This window comes from Acinetobacter sp. AG3, assembly GCF_022343575.1.
GTDB classification, from domain to species: domain Bacteria; phylum Pseudomonadota; class Gammaproteobacteria; order Pseudomonadales; family Moraxellaceae; genus Acinetobacter; species Acinetobacter guillouiae.
Genome location: NZ_JAKQZD010000001.1, coordinates 3,654,544 through 3,674,607 on the forward strand (window position 1 = coordinate 3,654,544; position 20,064 = coordinate 3,674,607).

The 20,064-nt window shown below is 37.5% G+C and carries 18 protein-coding genes and 2 pseudogenes; 5 read left to right on the forward strand and 15 right to left on the reverse strand.

Annotation, left to right across the window (positions count from 1 at the left end; genetic code table 11):
• Positions 1-27: 27 nt before the first annotated feature.
• From L3V46_RS17100 to nfuA, 3 genes and pseudogenes are all read right to left on the reverse strand, one after another.
• Positions 28-1,329 (reverse strand): annotated as a pseudogene (locus L3V46_RS17100) (TonB-dependent receptor); the annotation flags it as partial.
• On the reverse strand, positions 1,298-2,173 hold the full coding sequence (locus L3V46_RS17105; RefSeq protein ID WP_343212660.1) for a TonB-dependent receptor plug domain-containing protein: 876 nt from the start codon (positions 2,171-2,173) through the stop codon (positions 1,298-1,300). The gene L3V46_RS17105 and the pseudogene L3V46_RS17100, both read right to left, overlap by 32 nt.
• Positions 2,174-2,465: 292 nt before the next feature.
• Positions 2,466-3,104: a Fe-S biogenesis protein NfuA gene (gene nfuA / locus L3V46_RS17110; protein WP_004819478.1), complete on the reverse strand. Its 639-nt coding sequence runs from the start codon at positions 3,102-3,104 to the stop codon at positions 2,466-2,468.
• Positions 3,105-3,512: 408 nt separating this feature from the next.
• Between nfuA and L3V46_RS17115 the strand changes: the two genes are divergently transcribed.
• The 5 genes from L3V46_RS17115 to L3V46_RS17135 all read left to right on the forward strand — a co-directional run bounded on the left by L3V46_RS17115 (position 3,513) and on the right by L3V46_RS17135 (position 8,405).
• Positions 3,513-5,063, forward strand: a complete 1,551-nt coding sequence (locus L3V46_RS17115) for a hypothetical protein (protein WP_239046345.1) — start codon at positions 3,513-3,515, stop codon at positions 5,061-5,063.
• Between the two features lie 269 nt (positions 5,064-5,332).
• Entirely contained in the window at positions 5,333-6,121 is a 789-nt protein-coding gene (locus tag L3V46_RS17120) for a crotonase/enoyl-CoA hydratase family protein (RefSeq protein WP_004819473.1), read from the forward strand.
• Positions 6,122-6,170: 49 nt separating this feature from the next.
• A complete protein-coding gene (locus L3V46_RS17125) occupies positions 6,171-7,079 on the forward strand; it encodes an alpha/beta fold hydrolase (protein WP_239046346.1) in 909 nt (302 codons plus the stop codon).
• Positions 7,080-7,108: 29 nt separating this feature from the next.
• Positions 7,109-7,669 (forward strand): TetR/AcrR family transcriptional regulator, encoded by a 561-nt coding sequence (locus L3V46_RS17130; RefSeq protein WP_239046347.1) that lies wholly within the window; start codon positions 7,109-7,111, stop codon positions 7,667-7,669.
• Between the two features lie 493 nt (positions 7,670-8,162).
• Positions 8,163-8,405, forward strand: a complete 243-nt coding sequence (locus L3V46_RS17135; protein WP_239046348.1) for a lysozyme inhibitor LprI family protein — start codon at positions 8,163-8,165, stop codon at positions 8,403-8,405.
• Here the strand turns inward: L3V46_RS17135 and L3V46_RS17140 are convergent.
• The 12 genes and pseudogenes from L3V46_RS17140 to L3V46_RS17195 all read right to left on the reverse strand — a co-directional run.
• A complete protein-coding gene (locus L3V46_RS17140; RefSeq protein ID WP_239046349.1) occupies positions 8,399-8,983 on the reverse strand; it encodes a hypothetical protein in 585 nt (194 codons plus the stop codon). The two genes, L3V46_RS17135 and L3V46_RS17140, sit on opposite strands and share 7 nt — an antisense overlap.
• A gap of 178 nt (positions 8,984-9,161) precedes the next feature.
• Positions 9,162-9,788 carry a hypothetical protein gene (locus L3V46_RS17145; protein ID WP_239046350.1) on the reverse strand — a complete coding sequence of 209 codons (627 nt, stop codon included), beginning with the start codon at positions 9,786-9,788 and terminating at the stop codon, positions 9,162-9,164.
• A 258-nt stretch (positions 9,789-10,046) separates the two neighbouring features.
• Positions 10,047-10,964, reverse strand: a complete 918-nt coding sequence (locus L3V46_RS17150) for an HARLDQ motif MBL-fold protein (RefSeq protein WP_239046351.1) — start codon at positions 10,962-10,964, stop codon at positions 10,047-10,049.
• A gap of 140 nt (positions 10,965-11,104) precedes the next feature.
• Complete coding sequence (locus tag L3V46_RS17155) at positions 11,105-12,232, reverse strand: acyltransferase (protein ID WP_239046352.1); 1,128 nt, start codon at positions 12,230-12,232, stop codon at positions 11,105-11,107.
• Positions 12,233-12,290: 58 nt separating this feature from the next.
• Positions 12,291-12,704, reverse strand: a complete 414-nt coding sequence (gene pgaD, locus L3V46_RS17160) for a poly-beta-1,6-N-acetyl-D-glucosamine biosynthesis protein PgaD (RefSeq protein WP_004819458.1) — start codon at positions 12,702-12,704, stop codon at positions 12,291-12,293.
• A 33-nt stretch (positions 12,705-12,737) separates the two neighbouring features.
• Positions 12,738-14,003 (reverse strand): poly-beta-1,6-N-acetyl-D-glucosamine synthase, encoded by a 1,266-nt coding sequence (pgaC, locus tag L3V46_RS17165; protein WP_004819456.1) that lies wholly within the window; start codon positions 14,001-14,003, stop codon positions 12,738-12,740.
• Positions 14,004-14,011: 8 nt separating this feature from the next.
• On the reverse strand, positions 14,012-15,970 hold the full coding sequence (pgaB, locus tag L3V46_RS17170) for a poly-beta-1,6-N-acetyl-D-glucosamine N-deacetylase PgaB (protein WP_227504209.1): 1,959 nt from the start codon (positions 15,968-15,970) through the stop codon (positions 14,012-14,014).
• Positions 15,971-16,531: 561 nt separating this feature from the next.
• The gene (locus L3V46_RS17175; RefSeq protein WP_004722677.1) at positions 16,532-16,870 is read right to left on the reverse strand and encodes an FKBP-type peptidyl-prolyl cis-trans isomerase; all 339 of its coding nucleotides are present in this window, start codon (positions 16,868-16,870) and stop codon (positions 16,532-16,534) included.
• 16 nt (positions 16,871-16,886) lie between these two features.
• Positions 16,887-18,146, reverse strand: a complete 1,260-nt coding sequence (locus L3V46_RS17180; RefSeq protein WP_034610912.1) for a DUF2252 family protein — start codon at positions 18,144-18,146, stop codon at positions 16,887-16,889.
• Positions 18,147-18,247: 101 nt separating this feature from the next.
• Positions 18,248-18,871, reverse strand: a complete 624-nt coding sequence (locus L3V46_RS17185) for an MgtC/SapB family protein (protein WP_004819450.1) — start codon at positions 18,869-18,871, stop codon at positions 18,248-18,250.
• Between the two features lie 107 nt (positions 18,872-18,978).
• Positions 18,979-19,509: a YaeQ family protein gene (locus tag L3V46_RS17190; RefSeq protein ID WP_004722682.1), complete on the reverse strand. Its 531-nt coding sequence runs from the start codon at positions 19,507-19,509 to the stop codon at positions 18,979-18,981.
• A 56-nt stretch (positions 19,510-19,565) separates the two neighbouring features.
• Positions 19,566-20,051, reverse strand: a pseudogene (locus L3V46_RS17195) (GTP-binding protein); the annotation flags it as partial.
• Positions 20,052-20,064 lie beyond the last annotated feature (13 nt).

Here is a 20,064-nt window from a genome sequence, read left to right on the forward strand (position 1 = left end):
ACAGATTTAATGCAATTTAATTAAGCTTTAGAATTTATAAATTAGACCCAAATTGTAACGGCGGCCATCCAATACATAATTATAAGTCGCAGTGTCTATGCTTTTATCAAATAAGTTATAAATACCAGCATTGAACTGTAACACATTGGAAGGTTTATAGTTTAGACCAACATCAATCATTGCATACGCTGGTCTACCTTTCCCCATCGACGTACGGCTTAAATAGTCAGAAGTTTTACTTCTTACATTTAAACGGCTCCACATTCCAACTTGATCATTTGTTTGCCAATCGAATGTGGTATTAAACATATGTTTCGGCATTTCATTTAATGGCTTACCTTTAAATGCACCACTCTTTTGTTCAGTATCCGTAAATGTATAATTTGTTGCCCAACGAACATCTGGCGTGATTGCCCAACCCAGCGTCGCCTCTATACCACGCATATTTGCTTTATCGACATTGATACGTTGACTGACAAAATCGAATTGTTGACCTAACCAAGGACATCCCATAGTTCCAGAGTCACCTTGACAGGTGCGAATTTCAGTAATTTTATCTTTAAACTCACTATTAAATACGGTAAAACCAGCATCTAAATTGTCATTATTATCCCAGTTAATCGATGCTTCATAATTGATACTTGTTTCTGGTTTTAAATCTGGATTACCGACAATCATACCACTCGACTGACCACCACCTGTTGCCTGTCCCCACCCTGCAACAGTGGCACGTAATGCTGGAGTTTTATAACCTGTTGATACCCCACCTTTAACAATCCAATTATCATTCAAGGTCCAAACACCATAGACTTTCGGGCTAAAATGATCACCAAATTTTTCATCTTTGTCATAGCGTAATGAAGCCGTTACCGTGAATGGCTCTACAATATTCCATGCATCCTCAGCAAATAATGCCCAGCTATAACGATCTAAGTTGGTTAATTTTGAGCCACCAACAACTAACTGATTGCCAAAATCCTCAAGCTCTTCTTTTAAATAACTTCCGCCGAAGCTCAAAGCATGAGAACCCAGATTGATTTGGTTTAAAGTATTAAACGTTGTATTGATTGCTTCCATACTACGGGATGGATTTTCATTTTCCTCACGTTGAATATAAGAATGTGTCTTTAAATCGCCAATTTCACCACGATGAGTCAAACTATATTCGGTACGATAATAATCTGTATATGAGTCTGTTGGGAGTTTACCATTGCGCCCTGGTACATTGGCGATTGTTTTACCTACCGTTTGATCACGGTTTTGAATGGATCGCTGATATTCTAAATCAATGGTATGTTCAGAACTTGGCGTCAAGCTCAGTGTTGCGCCCTGGTACATTGGCGATTGTTTTACCTACCGTTTGATCACGGTTTTGAATGGATCGCTGATATTCTAAATCAATGGTATGTTCAGAACTTGGCGTCAAGCTCAGTGTTGCGCCACCTGCACGTATACGTTGCTTATTATAGCCACCAATAATGTCATCTTCATTGCGTTGTGAGAATGTTCCATTCGCCTTTAAGCCAAGTAAATTACGGATTAAAGGACCAGAAACATATAGGTTTGCTTGATGGATATCCCCAGAATCTCTATTTTCTTGTAGTGTCGTATCCAATTTAACCGAGCTTGTCCAAGTATCTGCAACTTTTTTAGTAATAATATTAATCACACCGCCCATGGCATCTGAACCATATAAGCCTGACATCGGACCACGGATCACTTCGATGCGTTCAATACTTTCAATACTTGGCATCCAACCTTGCTCAATACCCGAGTTATCACTATTTGGTCGAACTGAACGTGTATTCAACTTCTTGCCATCAATCAAAAAAACTGTATAAGCACTTCCCATACCACGGATACTAATATCACTTGAACTTCCACCACCTGTGACGACGACCCCAGGAACATCTTTAAGTGCATCCGTTATATCTCTATATGCTTTTTTATTAATGTCTTCTTGCGTTAAAACTGAAATAGATGCTGCTGCTTGTTTCACCTCTTGCTCAAAGCCACTTGCAGTGACAACAATCGTCTCTAATTTGGTTGACTCTGTAGACTGTGGATTGGTTTTATTCGAGTTTTCTGGTGATTCTGCGGCATAGGCAGTTCCCATCATAACGGTGATAATGGAGAGAGATAACGCAGATTGGATGATACGGTTAGTTGACATAAGGTATTCCAAAGAGGCTAAGAATGAATAGACAATGAAGATTTAGATACAATGTGTAATAAAAACACCACAGCATTATAAACAATATTAAGAATTATTCTCATTTTTATTAACCATTCGTTTAATATTTAGGCATTTTTAGATCTATCTTTAAGTTTTTATTCTATTTTTTAAGCTTCATTTAAGTTTATTAAGATTTAAAAATTTACGTTTAGTTATACGATATCCATAAAAAAACCTCCGAAATTCGGAGGTTTTAAAGAACAGTCAAATATCTACATTGATATACAGATTATTTGAAGTACGCACCTTCTGCTTGACTATGGTCAGTCTGATCGACCACACGTCCGAGTTCAGGAATATGCTCTTTAAGTGTAGTTTCTACACCTTGTTTTAACGTTACATCAATCGCAGAACAGCCTTGACAGCCACCACCGAATTTTAATACCGCAGTTAAACCATGTTCTTCATCTTCAACCACTTCTACCAGTGCACAGTTTCCACCATGCCCTGCCAATCCAGGATTGATCTCTGCCTGAAGAATATAAGTAATTCGTTCTTCCATAGACGCATCTGGACCAACACGTGGTACTTTCGAGTTAGGTGCACGGAAAGTAAGCTGTCCACCAAAACGGTCTTTGTTGTAATCAATTACCGCATCTTTCAAATATGGAATCGACGGTGTATCAATAAATGCTGGAAAATCAGGATAATCTTGTTTGTAATCTGTTGGAGCAATTTCATCAGGTGCACTGTATGCCATACAACATTCAGCACGTGGAGTACCTGGATTTTCAACAAATACACGAACGCCAATTCCTGGAGTATTTTGCTTCTCCAAAAGATCTTTTAAATACTCTTGCGCATTGGGAGTAATCAATAAATTTGGAATTTCTTCTGCAACCGCAGTATTGGTGTTCTCAGTCGACATAACTCTATCCTCAAGCTGAAGTCGGTATTTTAACTGAAGATGAGGCTGAATGAGTGAAAATCAACTAAAATTGTCGGAATTAACTTAAAAAGATGTAAAAAATATAACCTACGCAAATTTCAACATAAAATATTCGCGTAATAAATGAATATAAATCATACACAAATTGATATTTACTGCATTTTAGCTTATCAACAAATCGCGCTTTAAAACGCACAAAATGACACCAATGAAACTTTTTATAAATGAAATACTAAGCTTAATTTAAGACATTTTTAGCACTAATTTATTCAATTTATACGACCAATTTATCTAAATTTTGTCAGAAAATGCCACCCAAATATTGAATATGGCATGGATAATGTATACATCTGTATATTAATGATGAAATAAAACGAGATATTTTGCATGTCCAGTTCAATTGACGGTTTACAGTTTCCAGTTCATTCAAAGACTCAAAAAAGTAGCAGCTCGCAAGTCGGTAAAGAAATCATTGCGGAAGCACTTTCCTTGGTTGATCATCTCAGCGCACAGCAAGCTTTAGATGAAAAAAACTGGCGTAAAAATTATCCAGTTTATTTTAAGGCATTGGTCGAACATGGAATTCGTTCAAGTCATAACGCCATCACTATTGCCAAACAAGGCTTGCACAAAGCCCAACACAGCTTTGATTTCTTTAGAGATGGGCAACGCTATTCTTTAAAAGATATTGGTACAGTTCCAGTACTAGACAAGATTCAAAGTGTTAGTTTTAAAGGTCATTCAAATGATGACGTTGAATGGTTTGTACCCTATCACGGGCAAAAACTACAAGGCGAAGCGCTATATCAGCAAATTCAAAAGTGGCAAGATACTGGCATTATTGAAGCCAGCCATGCAGATGCGCTCAGAGAAGTGATTGCTCATCCCGAATGGTTTGATTTATCGGATCGTACCTTAGTTTTATTTGGCGCAGCTTCAGAGGCAGGCCCATTAACATGGTTATCGAAATGGAAAGCCAATATTGTTGCCGTTGATCTACCCAATGAACGCGTTTGGGAGAGAATTCTTAAAATCATTGAAAATGGCAATGCCACACTGTATGCACCTAGTTTTCAAAAAATCCTCAACACCCATGATATTGACGAATTAAAAAGCAAACTTGGTGCAAATTTACTGACCCAAATTCCAGAAATTACACAATGGCTTTGTGATAATCCACACAAGTTAGATTTGGCCTCAATTGCTTATTTGGATGGTGAAAAACATGTGCGTGTGTCGATGGCAATGGACACGATTATGAGCCATGTCAGTGAACACAAGAATGATTCATCACTGATGTATATGTGTACGCCTACAGATGTTTATGCAGTACCTGAAGAAGTGATTGAAGGTTCAAACAAAAAGTTCAAACATAGATCAAAATTTGAAACTGTACTCAGCAAAGGGATTGCAACCCTTTCCTTAAAGCAATTCTTTAAGCACCATGATCAACAATTGATTCGCTCTGACAATGGTAAATTCTATGGGATTGCTGATTGTCTGGTGGTTGAACAAGGCCCTAATTATGCCTTGGCAAAACGTATCCAACAGTGGCGTGCAACTTTAGCACGACATCAAGGGCAACATGTCAGTATCAATATTGCACCATCCACAACGACACATTCGGTCACCAAGAATCCGTTGCTTAAAGCTGCGTTTAACGGTGCAAGTTTGTTTGATGTAGAAGCATTCCGCCCTGAAACCACCAATTCAATTATGGCAGCGCTTTGGATTCATGACTTAAGAAATCCGAAGTCTGTTGCAAATCCAGAAACTGAGATGGGTCATCCATTAGAATTAATGATGGAAGGCGCTAATCATGGTGGTTTATGGCGTGTCGCCTATCTTGCTCGCACAGCCTTACCTTTTGCTGCAATTTATGGGTATGCCAGTGATAAATTACCGATGCAAAAGCTTTTAACCAAATTTAAAAAGTAATTCTTCAAGTTTAAATCTCTTTAAATTAAATGCCCAGTGATAAATTTAGCTGGGCATTTAAGTGTATGAGCACATTTTTAAATCTTATTAAATTCATAATAAAAAGCATAGGCATTCCCCCATAGCGCCAAATAACATACACAATGCAGCAATTCTTTAATGCCTTAAATATGCTATACCAATGTAAACGGTTCAGTCATTCTAAAATGATTGACAGTTTTCTAACGATCGTTTAAAAACCTATAAAACAACCAATGAGAGAACAACAAATGTCAAATCTACAAGGAAAAGTCAGTCGTGAAATTCGTGGTCATATTTTTTTAATTGGCTTAGATCGTGCAGATAAACGCAATGCTTTTGATAGTCATATGATTCACGACCTATCACTGGCTTTAACTGAATATGAAAATAATCCAGAACTACGCTGTGCGGTGGTCTTTGCACATGGCGATCATTTTACCGCAGGATTGGACTTGGTTGAGTTACAACCAAAATTAGCCGATGGTGTTTTTAATTTTAGCGATGATATTGTGAATCCTTGGGGAACTGTTGGACGTCAAAGAACTAAACCATTGGTGACCGCAGTACAAGGCTATTGTTATACCGCTGGTATTGAATTGATGTTGAATTCTGACATCGTTGTCGCCAATGAAAATACTCAATTTACCCAAATTGAAGTACAGCGCGGTATCTTACCGTTTGGTGGTGCAACAGTACGTTTCGTCCAAGCCGCTGGCTGGGCAAAAGCCATGAAATATGTGTTAACTGGTGATTTATTTTATGCACAAACAGCCTATGAAATGAACTTAGTCACTGAGGTTGTTGAGGATAACCAACAGTTAACGCGTGCCATAGAGCTGGCTGAACGTATTACCAATGCTGCACCACTTGCCGTCCAAGCGGCACTGCATTCGGCACATCAAGCCTTTTTACAAAGTCCTGAAGTCGCATTTGCAAATCTACAAAATCTACTTAGCCCTTTACTTGCCTCAGAAGATGCGCAAGAAGGTGTAAGAGCAATGATTGAACGTCGAGCACCACAGTTTAAAGGCAAGTAAACCAATCATAGTGATATACGGCGATAATCTAATAACTGTGGGAACAATCATGCAAAATTTAAAGTACTCAACTGAAGTCCAACACTTGAATGGCAAAAGTTTTACCAGCCAAGCCATCAGCTTTAAGGCACTGGATGGTTATGTATTGGCTGGCGTACTTTACACGCCAGTCAATACAATCAAAGCAACTATAGTTGTCTCTAGTGCAACAGGTGTCCCACAAGCATTTTATCGCCGCTTCGCTGAATATGCTGCACAATTGGGTTATCAAGTACTCACTTTTGATTATCGTGGCGTGGCCAAATCTGCGCCACGGCAATTAAAAGGTTTTAAAATGTCATATCTGGATTGGGGAAAATTAGATTTAGCAGGTGCAATTGACTACAGTTTTAAACAAGACACGCCCCTATTTTTAGTTGGACATTCTTACGGCGGACAAGCTTTAGGCTTGACACCGAATCACGACAAGGTAAGTGCAATGTATTGTTTTGGCACAGGTGCTGGCTGGCATGGCTATATGCCATTGAAAGAAAAAATTAAAGTTCAGGTAATTTGGAACATTATCTTTCCACCTATGGTGGCGATTACAGGTTACTTACCTTGGAGTAAACTCAATATGGGTGCAGATTTACCTAGAGGGGTCTACCAACAATGGCGTAGATGGTGTAAAAATCCCACTTACTTTTTTGCAGATCCTGAGCAACAAAATTTGCATGAACAATATGCCCAGATTAAAACGCCGATTTATGCAGTGGCCGCTTTAGATGATGATTGGGCATTGCCAAATTCTCGTTATGCTTTTATGCAACATTATAAAAATGCGCCCATGCACTTTATCAACATAGCTGCAGACGAGTTTGGTTTAAAACAGATTGGACATATGGGCTATTTTCGTCAAGGTTCGGAGCCAATTTGGGATAAAATGTTAAATACTTTCGAGACATTCATCCACGATTAATTTTAACTCCATAAGCAGCAAGGTCATCTATGCGCCCACAAAAACTTACGCCTGAACATATGTTAAATACCTGCGCTTTGCAATTTAAAGCACATGGTTATGCAGGGACAAGTATGGAGATGTTGGCAAAAGCATGTGGACTCAGTAAAGCATCGTTTTATTATTATTATCCCAACAAACAAGCCTTACTGATGCAGATCTTAGCGCACACCCATCTTTATTTAAATCAATCCTTGTTTAAACTCGAAGATTTTGCTGTTGTGGATGCAAATCAACAATTTCAAATCATCCATGATAAAGCTGTTCATTTTTTTAGTTATGAAATAAAAGGCTGTTTAGTTGGGATATTGTCCTTAGAGGCAAGCCATATTTCTTTAGAAGTCTTGGAAAAAATCCGTGAAATTTTCCAAGATTGGCAAAATGCCTTGTATCAATTATTTCAACAAAAAATGGATCAAGCCGATGCACAAATTTTGGCAAAAATAAGTGTGGCCGATTATGAGGGTGCGATTTTAATGTATCGACTGAATAATGACCTGTTCTATTTAAATCAAGTCAAAGCGCGAATTTCTCAACAACTCGCCCTATAATACTTGACTGATTTGCAATTTCTTTGAGAATATTAAATGATAAAAAAGATCAAATATAGTTTTTTAGCTTTGCTTTTTATGAGCCTATTCAATACCGCTTATGCGCAATGCAATCAGCAAGATCAACGACAAGCTTATCAATGTATGCAGCAGCAATTAAAAACAGATAAAGCGAAAATAATAGGGTCTGTTGACAATTCGTCTACGTTTGCGACTACGTGTGTTTTTTAGGCGGAACTAGGCACGAAATATGAAATTTAGTCATTCTAAATGATGAGAAACACTGTTTCGCAAGGTAACGACGTAGCGGCAAAAAACACGCTAGTCCCCCGCTGCGCCTTGCGCTGCAAACAAAGCAGTGCTTTGTTCTTGCTCAGGGTTGTGGGTAAAATTATCTCAGCCTCCGTTATGAAACTTGAAAATAGTCTCGCTATTCTCTTCGTTTCATGCCTTGCCTGCTCAATTTTAACCTACAACGCAAGCCGTTTATGAAATGCCAACAGACCCTGAGCTATATGATCGCATTTATCTGCAATACGATGATAACAACAAGTTATTACTAGAAAAATCACAAAAAGCTTGGCTTAATTATCGTGATGCTCAATGTAATGAACTCATGGGAAGTCTTACTTATGGTGCTTTGGGATTGGCATCAGGATTTGCACATTTAGATTGTGAAATCAATTCCACAACATTTCGACTAAAAGAGTTCAGCAGTCTAATTGAAAATCAATAACGATCTTTAAATTCGGCTTTATGTTCTATGCCTTGATGATCAACATGCGCATAGAACACCCCATAACGTCCGACATAGTATTCAAGTGATTGTTCATGATAGCTCCAAAAAATAGACCATTCGCCAAAATCAAAAGAACCGATCTGACTTTGGGTATTCATTGGCATTTTACTAAGTACATCATGTTGAATATGCCCTGCTTGAGAAAAATCTTTGGTCTGTAAAGCTTGTTCAAAAAACAGTTGCGCCGCTGCATCAAATAAACGTTGGTCTTCATCAGTGACCGGCTTGGCGGGGCTATGTTGCTCCTCAAGTACGGTCGGCTGCTCTACTTGAACTGTAGTGCTTATTGCCTCTTTTACTGGGGCTGAACCCGCCTTTTGTCGCTCTTCTGCAATCATCTGTTTAATCAGCTTAGTTTTTTCGGGCAGTTCATGCTCTTCTTGAGGATTTTGAACCAATTGAGATAATGCTTGTCGTTGTTCTTCAAAAGCTGCATTAATTTTTTGTTTAGCAACCCATCGCCATAGCACATATAGCGTGATCAAAAATAATAGCACCAGAATAAATTTCAACATAGCGTAATCTCAAGCATATAATACGCCCCAGTTCAGACTCATGAGCTAAGTTTAAAGCTGAGTATTTTGATTGTTTTTTTAATAGTTTACCCAGTAAATTGTATAACTATCTCACTAGAGATACCCAGCTTAAACGTAACAATTGTTTTCTTTATATAGATCAACCAGATCTCTTATTTTAATTTTGTAATGCTTTTAGATCACCTGAAGCAAATACGATCCCTTTGCCTAGCACCTTTTTGAGTATTACGGGTTTTCCTATATTTTTATATATCGGTTGATCATCTTTAAGCGCTTTTAAAGCAATTTTCTGAATAAAAATCTGATCATTTTTACGATACAGCTTTACCCCACCTTCATCTGAAGCCATATAATGAACTTTCACATGATAGATTTGTTGTAAATCTGGCATCCACACAATCACTAAATCACCGCCACGTTCATACATACTGTCAAATACAATGGTATCTGCATCCACTTGCTCAGATTTAACACCAACATAACCACTTGCATCCACCTGTTGATCGACTAAATATAATGATTTTTTAGCGCTCAATTGTATCCCATAGGCCGAATAATATTGTTCTCGATCTTGCTTTTTACTGGCACAGGAATAAGTTTTTAATACGACTTTTGTCGAGCGCAATTGATAAGTTTGAGGTGAAAATATGTCTTCATCATCTTGATGGCATTGTTTTGCAAGCTGCGTTTGAATATTGAGTTGTTGAAATTCTTGTGCATATATAGATGACGTGATCACGACACTACAAATGAATAATAACTGTTTGATATATTGTATTTTCATTTCAATTTTCTATATTTTAGGATAAGCCGTTATCTGTTATATATCATTTAAAAATAAATGATCAGTTTTATCTGAATTCTACTAGGGTCTGTTGACAATTCGTCTACGTTTGCGACTACGTGTGTTTTTTAGGCGATACTAGGCAGGAAATATGAAATTTAGTCATTCTAAATAATGAGAAACATCGTTTCGCAAGGTAACACGTAGCGGCAAAAAACACGCTATATAACGCATATAGCATGTTTTATTTTAAAGTAATTATTGCAATGTTTTAAACTGCGCTAAGCGTTGTTGCTGCTGTAATTGTTGTTCAAATTCAATTCTCCCCTTCGCTACATAGTTTTGTAAACCCGTCTGATCAATAAATGCTTTTTTATCACCCGCATTCAATTTGGCTAATTTCTGCTTCATATGGAAACGATCCGCTTTATTGGCAAGAAAAATATCTGCATGGATTGCATCCAAAGTTTTAAATGTGTGACGTATGTCTGAAACTAGATTTGGATAATTGTTATTGTTTAACAAATAATAACCGCCCGTAAATAAACTGTCGGCATAGATGACTTTATAATTTTTAAAGTGATAACGGATATCTGTTGTCCAAGAGGTTGCACCTGGTAAATGGCCTGGCGTCGCATGTGCTGTAAAAATTTGACGACCGAGCTTTAACTGTTGCCCATCTTTGATGATGATATCTACAGCTACAGATGGAAAAGGCAATTGCTTACCTAAAGCGAAATCAGTCACGCCGCCATTTTCTAGCATTTCGGCATTGGCAGCACTTGCGACCAATTGAGCACCACTCCATTGTTTTAATTTGGCAAACCCACCAGCTTGATCTAGACGCGCATGACTATTAAGTAGGTATTTTACATCTGTGATTTTAAACCCCAATTTTTCAATATTGGCTTTAATCTGCACTGCCGACTGATCAATCCCACTATCAATTAAAACCAAACCATCACCCGTATCAAACAGTACCGAAGATAAATTTTCAGTACCGACATAATAGACATGATTAAAAATTTTAAAGGGCTCAATGGGTGTATTCCACGATTCAAACAAACTCATTGGCGGTGCATCAGTCAATGCTTGCTGAGCATTTAATGGGGCTGCTTGAGTAAATTGAACGCTCATTGCGATCAATGAAATAACAATGGATTTGAACAGATGCATATAAGCGATCCATGCTAAAAATGAGTCGCCCATACTTGATTAAATCACGATATTTATCAATTTTTTAATGTCTAAAAAACAACTCAATACATCTTAAATTGTAAACAATATTTGCAAATTGTATGCGAGTTTTTAAAGGACTAATTTAAAACCTTGTCAGCAATTTTATTACTGACCTTAATAGCCAACTGATCGACATAATCACTATAAAAATTTGCAGCAACCAAAGTGACTGCAATCGCAGTTAGCCCTGAGCAGATTACAGCGAGAGAATAACTCCAATGCCAACTTAAAAATAAGTTAAATAGTGGAATACAGATTAAATACAGCATCATTAGATGTAATAGATAAATAGAAAAAGATAACTTTCCTAACCAGACTAAAATCGGGTGATCTAAGCCTTTAGACAGTAATGGACTCATCAATACACTATAAACAATTAAAATCCCAGCGATGAAATTACTATAATCATAAGTATTCTCCCCTAAAATATGATGAACCCAGCTATAGGCTGCACTGGTATTATGTGCACCCGCCAAATATAGGCCAATCAATAGCATAGGAATAGCTACCACATTTGAAAGTGGTTTGGCATACAGATAAATATAGATACCAATAATAAAACTGGAAATCCCAAAACTAAAGCCTTGCCCTCGCCAAAAAAATGCAAGACAAGGAATTAAAAGTGAGCCTAGCCAAAAAGTAATATGTTTATAATGATACAAATAGAGTAGAAAAAATAATGCAAATGAGCCCATAAGCTCAATCGTCATCGTCCATAACACCCAGTTTATATCACTTTCTGAGAATAAAAATGCGCCTATAGTTCCTTCATATACTGCATGTCTAAAACTAAAATCTTGTATCGCAAACGCATGTAGCCAAGCCCCCACATGACTACTATCAATATGGATGACTTTAAGGACCAACCAAATGATGACACATGACGTCAGTGCTGGAATCATTAAACGTGGATAGCGTTTAATCATCATATTGTTAATTTTTGCATGAAATTGTTGAGGGCTTTTTAAAATCGCATAACTGAGCACAAAGCCACTTAAGACAAAAAATACAAAAACAGCTGCATCACCTGAGTAGAGAAAACCAAAAGGCAAATGATGTATGGCATACACCCAAGCCAAATCTGTTTTCTCATTAGGATCAAAATGATGTAAAAATGGAAAAAAACTCATTGCAAGATGAGAAAATACGACAGCTAAACAAGCTAAACCTCGAATACTTTCTGCCGAGTTTATTTTTGCGGACATCTATGTTTCCCTGTGAAAACAAAAGCCCCAACCTGTGGGACTTTTGCTGACTAAGCCATTAGTCAATATATGTGATGCGACCATCAGCATCATGATGAACTGTAGCGATTTTTTGCTGACGAGAATGTATAAGATCATCCACATTCAGATTGAAATGCTCGGCATATTCTTGTGTAGATTTAGCTTCTGCTTCCTTTTTGGTCTTCGCTGGAACAAAGTTACTCCATAACCACAAAGAAATCGCACAAGCAATCAACGCAAATAATCCGCTTTCTAAGGCTTTTGCAAAAGCATTAAAGAAATAATGTACCAGTTGCGGTTTCTCAAGTGAAAGATATCCCACTAAGATGACAATAGGTCTCCAAAGCAGTAACCAAAATGCCCACAGCATAGCCGTCATTGTCGTGGAGAAATAACGACGATGCCACGGTAACTGCTTACGTACATCAATAATTAAAGAGTTTGTTTTCATATTCGTATCTCAAAACTTATTCTGACTAAAATGTTAGTCATCATGTCGCATACCACGATCTGGGCTAACCCAACGTGCTCTTTTACTTTCTCCACGTAAAAGAACTTTTGGAAATGCAACAATACTTGCCGTTACTGTAATCAACCAAAATACAAAGGGATACCAAATCATCCAATAGTAGTTTTTCACTAAACTCGATTCGTAACGACTATCCATCCACTTACTGATTGCGAACTGCAGTAAACAAGTTGTACCGAGTAAAATACCTGTTCCCATCGGTAATAATGGAGAACTCATTGCAGGGAATCCTGCATACGGTAGCAGCAAATGCAAAATCCAGAAAATCACCATAATCAGCATTAAATATGACCAGACTAAGGTAAGGATCAGCTCAATAATCAAAGGCCATAGAAAATTCAGCTTCGGTTTAAATAATACATCAAAATTCTTAATTAAAACTTGAGCGCCACCCATAGCCCAACGTAAGCGTTGTTTCCATAGACCATCAAAGGTTTCTGGCATTAAAATCCAAACCAAGGCATTCGGTTCAAACTTTACTTCCCAACCCGCGCGATGCAATTTCCAAGTAATATCAATATCTTCTGTCAACATGTTTGGTGACCAATAGCCCACCTCATGTACAGCACTTTTACGAAATGCAGTAATCACACCAGAAACTGTAAATAAACGACCAAAAGTACGTTGTGCACGTTTAATCATACCGACAATTGAAGAAAATTCGCCAACTTGAATCCGTCCAAGCAAAGTCGAACGAGTACGAATACGCGGATTACCTGTCACCGCTGCAACGGTAGGATTATTGAGAAAATGACGAATCATCCACTGTGCAGCATATGGATCAAGTAACGCATCACCGTCAATACCAATTAAAAACTCAGCATCGGTAAGCAAACTACCCGCTTGTAAAGCCATGGCTTTACCTTGGTTTTCAGCCAAATGTACAACGCGAAGCTTGTCATACTTCAATGCCAACGCATTTAAGATTTCTGCAGTATTGTCAGAACTCCCATCATTAATCGCAATGACTTCAAAGTTTGGATAATTCAACTTCAATGCATGACTAATGGTCTCATCCGCATTGTCTTGTTCGTTAAAACACGGCACAAGCACAGCAACTAAAGGATATTCTTCCAATGTTGGCGGTTGAGTATATGGCGGCTCTTTACGTTCTTTCCAATAGAAAATTAAAGCGCCTATCATCCATAGATACGACATAAATAATGGATAATAGAAGATAAAGTTTAATACGGATTGCCACAGGTGTTGAAATGCACTCATATCAGACCTTAAGGAACCAATCGTTGTGGTTTAGAATCAAATACTTTACGCATTTCAGCAGTATTTGGATGATCTTCTATTGGATCATCTGGGTAGTAACCCACATGCATCACACCTTGTTGATACAAAGACTGAATTGTTTGAGCAATTTCCGAGGTTGGAATCTTTTGATTATTACGCCAGTTCACTGCTTGTAACTCAAAAATCGTCTTTTTAATCCCATTGGGTTGTTTCTTCACGTTTTGTACTAAATCTTTATAAAACTTAGTTGCATCTGGCGCCTGTTCCATATACGGCATTGCCATAATTGCAGTAAAGTCATAATTTTTAATCGATTGTTCTAAAGACTGGGCATACCAGTTTTCCGAATATGCTGAAAGTGCAACTTGAGCATATAAGTTACGTGCAGTCAGTAAGAATGGTTGGTAATAACGTGCTTTTTGCGCCAAATCCATTGCAAAATTATCAATGGTCTTGGTTTTAAAATCAGTCCATTTTTGCAATTTTGCATCATCATTACGAATTTCTTCTAAATCGGCTGGTAAACCAATTTTTTGATAGGCTTTAATCGCTTCTGGACTAGCATCTTCATAATCTGAAAGTGTTGCATCATCATGGAACAAGATACCATCAAACGTCGTCGATTTTGCTAAATCCTGATATAGGCCTTCAATTACTTTACGTGCTTCTGGTGAATATGGGCTTAAACGATGATATCCCATATTTAAATGATCGCTGTCTTTGGCTTGCTGGGTCACCACCACATCTTTAGACGCAGGATTTGAAGCAGGTAAGTCCCAAGCCAACAAAGGCATCCACGCATATAAACGACTCACATGAGTACGCGTTTGAATCTGCCATGCAACACGGTTAAACAAATCTGCACGCATTGGCAGATAACGATTTGGGAAATACACCATATCAGCAGAACCATTGGCATCAGGATCAGCGAACGCCTGTAAGAATACCGTGGTGACATTCATTTCACGAATACGGTCTAACAGATGACCTAAGTTTTTCTCTTGCTGTGCTTCATCTGGATCATAGATATAGTCTAAATCCACATGCATGACTTTTTGTGGGCGGTTATTGTCAGTAAAGTTCATCTGACGGCTTTGAATTTCTTGTGCCAATGAATCCGTGGTCATATTGCCTTCGACAAGAATACGGTTCAAATGACCTAAGGATTTTTCAATATGGTCTGGACCATCATCTAAGCTAATGGTAATCGGCATACCGACTTTTTTAGCCAAAGCAACTGCTTCCATATTATAACGACCATATGGCCACACCATCACACGTGGTGCTTTCAAACCATGCGATTGCAATAATTTATTATTTTTTTTCAAATCACTAAAAATACGATCTGCATAGACTTTGTCAGATTCATAGGTTTTACTTTTTGGATCGTATTCGCGTGTGACAGCGGCAGGCTCAGAGTTGCCCTGAGGATTGCCTAAAATACCACGATGTAAATTATAACTGTGGCTACCAATTTCTACATAGCCACTCTTTTGCATGGTTTTAAGTTCATCCCAAGTCAAAAGTTTTTTACGTGCTAATTTTTCATCTCCAAATTGGACCATTTCGTTGGCTTTAGGTTCTAACCATGAGCCAACGACAGCGAGTACAACAGGAATTTTACGTTGTTTAATGACCGGATATGCATATTGATAAAAAGATTGATAACCATCATCTACAGTCAACAATACAGGTTTGGTGGGTAGTTTATATTTACCTTCGTTGGCTTTAATAATCTGGTCTACATTGACAAAATTATAGCCATTTTTTTGTAGCCAATCTAAATGCAGCTCAAACTGTTTCGTGGTCACAGCATAGTCTGGAATCACTGCATCATGGTTCGGCGTAATTTCATGATAACCAATAATCGTCAGCGTATTTAAATCAATTTTAGGTAATTCATGCTCGATTGGAGTTTCAGTAGCAACTTGGTCTACTTCTGCCATTGCACTATTATAAAAGGACGAAAACAATAGTGTTACGCATATCATCGCTGAAGGAGAAAAGTAACGGCTTAGCATATATTTAAATACTCGATCATCATTGTTTTAAATCTGAATCCGTCCGTAGTACATCAATATTGAAATACTAAAATCCTTTTTCAAGACGAATTGAGCCAGAGGTTTTACAACGATGATTTAAAAGAATAAAACTGAAACGAACCTTAAAAAATAACTCTGAGCAGAATTATTTATTTATGACATTTAAACACTTTTAAGACAAAAGTATTGTAGATGATTGTTAAGTATTGAGCAAATAATAAACAAAAAAATAAAACGATTGTGTTTAAAATCACACTATTAGCTAAATAATAAGCGCATAAAGTCGGATTCGAATGATACTTTTATCTGAGTAATATATACAGAAATCAAGAAGACTCTCTCAACATCACTAACACAAGACAGTGTAGTCAATAGATGCTTCATTAGACATAAAAAATAGAGATCAATTGATCTCTATTTTTGCGTCCATGTTGAGGGCTAAATTAGCTCAGACATTTCGCAGATTTAATCACGGGTTTTGACATCAAAAAGTTCAATTTCAAAAATCAGATTAGAATTTGCTGGAATAATTTTGCCCATTTTACGCTCGCCATACGCCAAATGTGCAGGAACGATCAATTTACGTTTACCGCCCACCTTCATCCCCATAATGCCTTGATCCCAGCCCTTGATTACACGCCCTGTTCCAATCACTGTTTCAAAGTAATTGCCACGATCAATTGAAGAATCGAATTTGGTTCCGTCTTCCAACCAGCCAGTATAATGAGTTGTAATCAAAGCACCTTTTACCGCTTCTTTACCTTCACCAACTTTTAAGTCGATAATTTCTAATTCATTTGACATACATTATTCCTATTCATCATTCGGGTTTGTGCAAAGCTTTACTCATCACTGTCTTTTGTTCAGTACGATATTCAGCATAACTTTTACAAAAACTTTGATAATCTTGCTCAACTTGTTGGGCGTAATTATACGTGTATTTCAACAATTGCGTTTTCCAAAGTTCTGCTTGTTCTGCAAAATTGATTAATTCATCTGCTGTTGAAGAACCTTTACGCCCTGCCGAACGCAATTGAGCATAAGCAATTAATCGGGCCATGTTATAGCAGGCATCGGTAAATTTTTTAGGTTTATCTACACACTGTTTAAAATCAATTTTATCTTGTTCGGGTTGTAATGCTTTGACAATATACGCTTGTCCTTGAAAGTCTAGCCGTGATAACTGAGCCGGGATTTGGTACTGCATGAGTGTTTGGATGAATTGAATGCGTTGCGCTTGATCATCCCATTCTGGTTGCTCTATTTTTAGAAATGGAGACAAGCTTAGAGAGCAAGCTTGGGCCTGTTTCATATCGAATAACGTATAGGTTTTATTTTCACGATCATAAACTAAAAATACATAGCGATTTAAACCGATACTTCCTGTTCCCGCAATGCGTACTGCGACATCTAATACTTGAAAATTTGATTGATTTTTCGTATTGAGTTTTTGTAAATTCTCAGAAAATGTTTTTATCAGCCCCGTATATAAGCTTTTTGATTCTATTTTAAAATATTTTTTCTGATCAATCACCAAATAGCGTCGATCACTTGTTTTATCTAAAGAACAACGCGCTTCAATAAATGCCACAGGATCACGTTCAGAAACGGTTGCAATATATTTCTTTAAAATACCATCGACGGTTTCTTTTTCTACTGCATAAGCTTTCCCTATACGAAGTGCATTTAAATACTCATCTAGCAGTTGTGCTGCAATCGTTTTTAAATCATCGTCGCCGATATTCAGCTCTTTACCAGCTAAAAATATACTACAAATAAAACGCGACACATCCCACGTTGGATGGGCCAAAATCGCCTCGTCAAAATCATTTAAATCAAAATAAACCACCTGATGTCGACTACGATAACTGCCAAAATTTTCGACATGCAAATCACCACAAATCCAAGTGATGGTTTGATCTTTCCATGTTTGCTGGCTTGCCAAATCTTCATAATATAAATGACATGAACCACGGAAAAAACGGAAAGCACTACTCGCCATTAATTTATATTTAATTGCTAGAAATCGCTCATCTCGCGACTGATTAAAATGGATAACACGTTCATAAGGATCTCGCATCGGTTTACTCCAATACTTTATACAATTGCTTAGATTAAATCGCTAAGCTGAAAATTTGATGAATAAAAGATTGAATAAATCAACCACACTTTTTTCTTGTTTTAGAAACTTAACTCTTTAATCTCTTGATCTAAAAGCAAATAGTTTGTGAGTTTTTTATGATTTTGTGCAGATCCAATTAACACCCAGCGCCCAACAATCTGTTTTTCAGTTTTATTTTGTACACCACGTAAAATTTTCATATTGTATTGCTTAAACAATTCTTCATATTTATCTAAGGTCTCTTGCTGATAATCACATAAAATCCTGTAATTACGCGCTTGATGAATCGCTTCAATTTTTTCTTGAAAATAGACGAGAAATACTAAAACAACCAGTACCAGTAGCGTTCCAACAAATGCTAAATATTCATAACCTGCACCAGCGGCCATACCTAATGCAGCCACCATCCAAATTGTTGTTGCAGTGGTAATCCCTGAAATTCGGTTATCATCTTTAAAAATAACCCCAGCACCTAAAAACCCCAAACCCGTCAGAATATTTGCTGCCAAACGATCAGGATTTTGTACCCCAATTTTAATTGAAAGTATGGTGAATAAGCAGGATGCTAAACTTACCATAATCATGGTACGTAACCCTGCGGACTTACTGCGATACTCACGCTCTGCACCAATAATCGCACCAATCGCCAAAGCCATCAGTAAATGGTAGATGTCATTATTCATTGATTTTCTACATAACTATTTTTATCACTCTAGGTATACGAAATTTGAGCAAAAAAAAGCAAGCGATTCGCTTGCTTTTCTTGTCAATTTTTATTGAGCAACAATGATTACTGTAACTGAGTCCATTCAATCACAGCTTGAGCATCATCACCAATCAAGGTCCACTCACCATCCATAACATTTAATTGCAATTGCATGGTGCGTTGACATAAAGCTTGAATTGCAGTTGTCGTCGCCTCAGACAATTGCCATACCTGAACATTTGACAAGGTTTTGAGTTTAGAACTTCTTTTATACCATTCTGCAACGGCTGAACCATAGGCGATGACAGCCACTTCTTTACAACGCGCTGCCGCTTTTTTAACTTTGTCTTCGTCAGGCAAACCAACTTCAATCCATTTAATCAACTGTCCGGTTAAATCCTTTTCCCATAAAGCAGGTTCATCAGTTTCAAATAAATCTTTGGTAAATTCCAAACGTTCATCTGCAAAACGAGCATATGCCAATACACGCACCATTAAGCGTTCAATCGTTTCAGACGGATGTAATGCCATCGTGAATTGATAATCACCATATTGATGCACATCCATATTGGCAATATTGAGATCAGCCTTATAAATTGTTGCTTTTAATGCCATGAAAGTTCCAAAAAGTTCTTAAATATGGCGCACAGTCTATAAGATTTTCAAAAGGATTACTGCGTTTTTTCCGCCTGATCAATTCGACAATTCAACAAAGCCGTTTCTAAACTTTCCCAATCACGATTGTGCTGGCTAATGAGTTCAATCCGATTATCCAAGCTTTCTTCACCCGATTTATAATTCAAATTTTCGGGATTAAAATTAAATGTCATCCAACCTTGATTGGTATTGAATATCCCTTTGATCCGCAACCAGTCTTTTTGCTCACACAAGACATCTAACAAGTCATAAAAATCGAATAGCCAACGCTTTGAAAATTTCCAACCTGCCACAGTATATCCATTAGCCGTTTCAACATAGTGATAAGGCAATTGTTTAACCACAGGCAGTACTTCATCGGGGTTAAATTGCTTTTGCACTTGGATCAGCGGTACAACTTTTCTCTCAACCCCTTGATGGGATAGATCCAGCTGTTGAATATCAAGATTACCCTGCTCTGCCAATACCCAAGTTTGAATATAAGCAAAGTAATCATTTTTAGGTGGTGTTTCA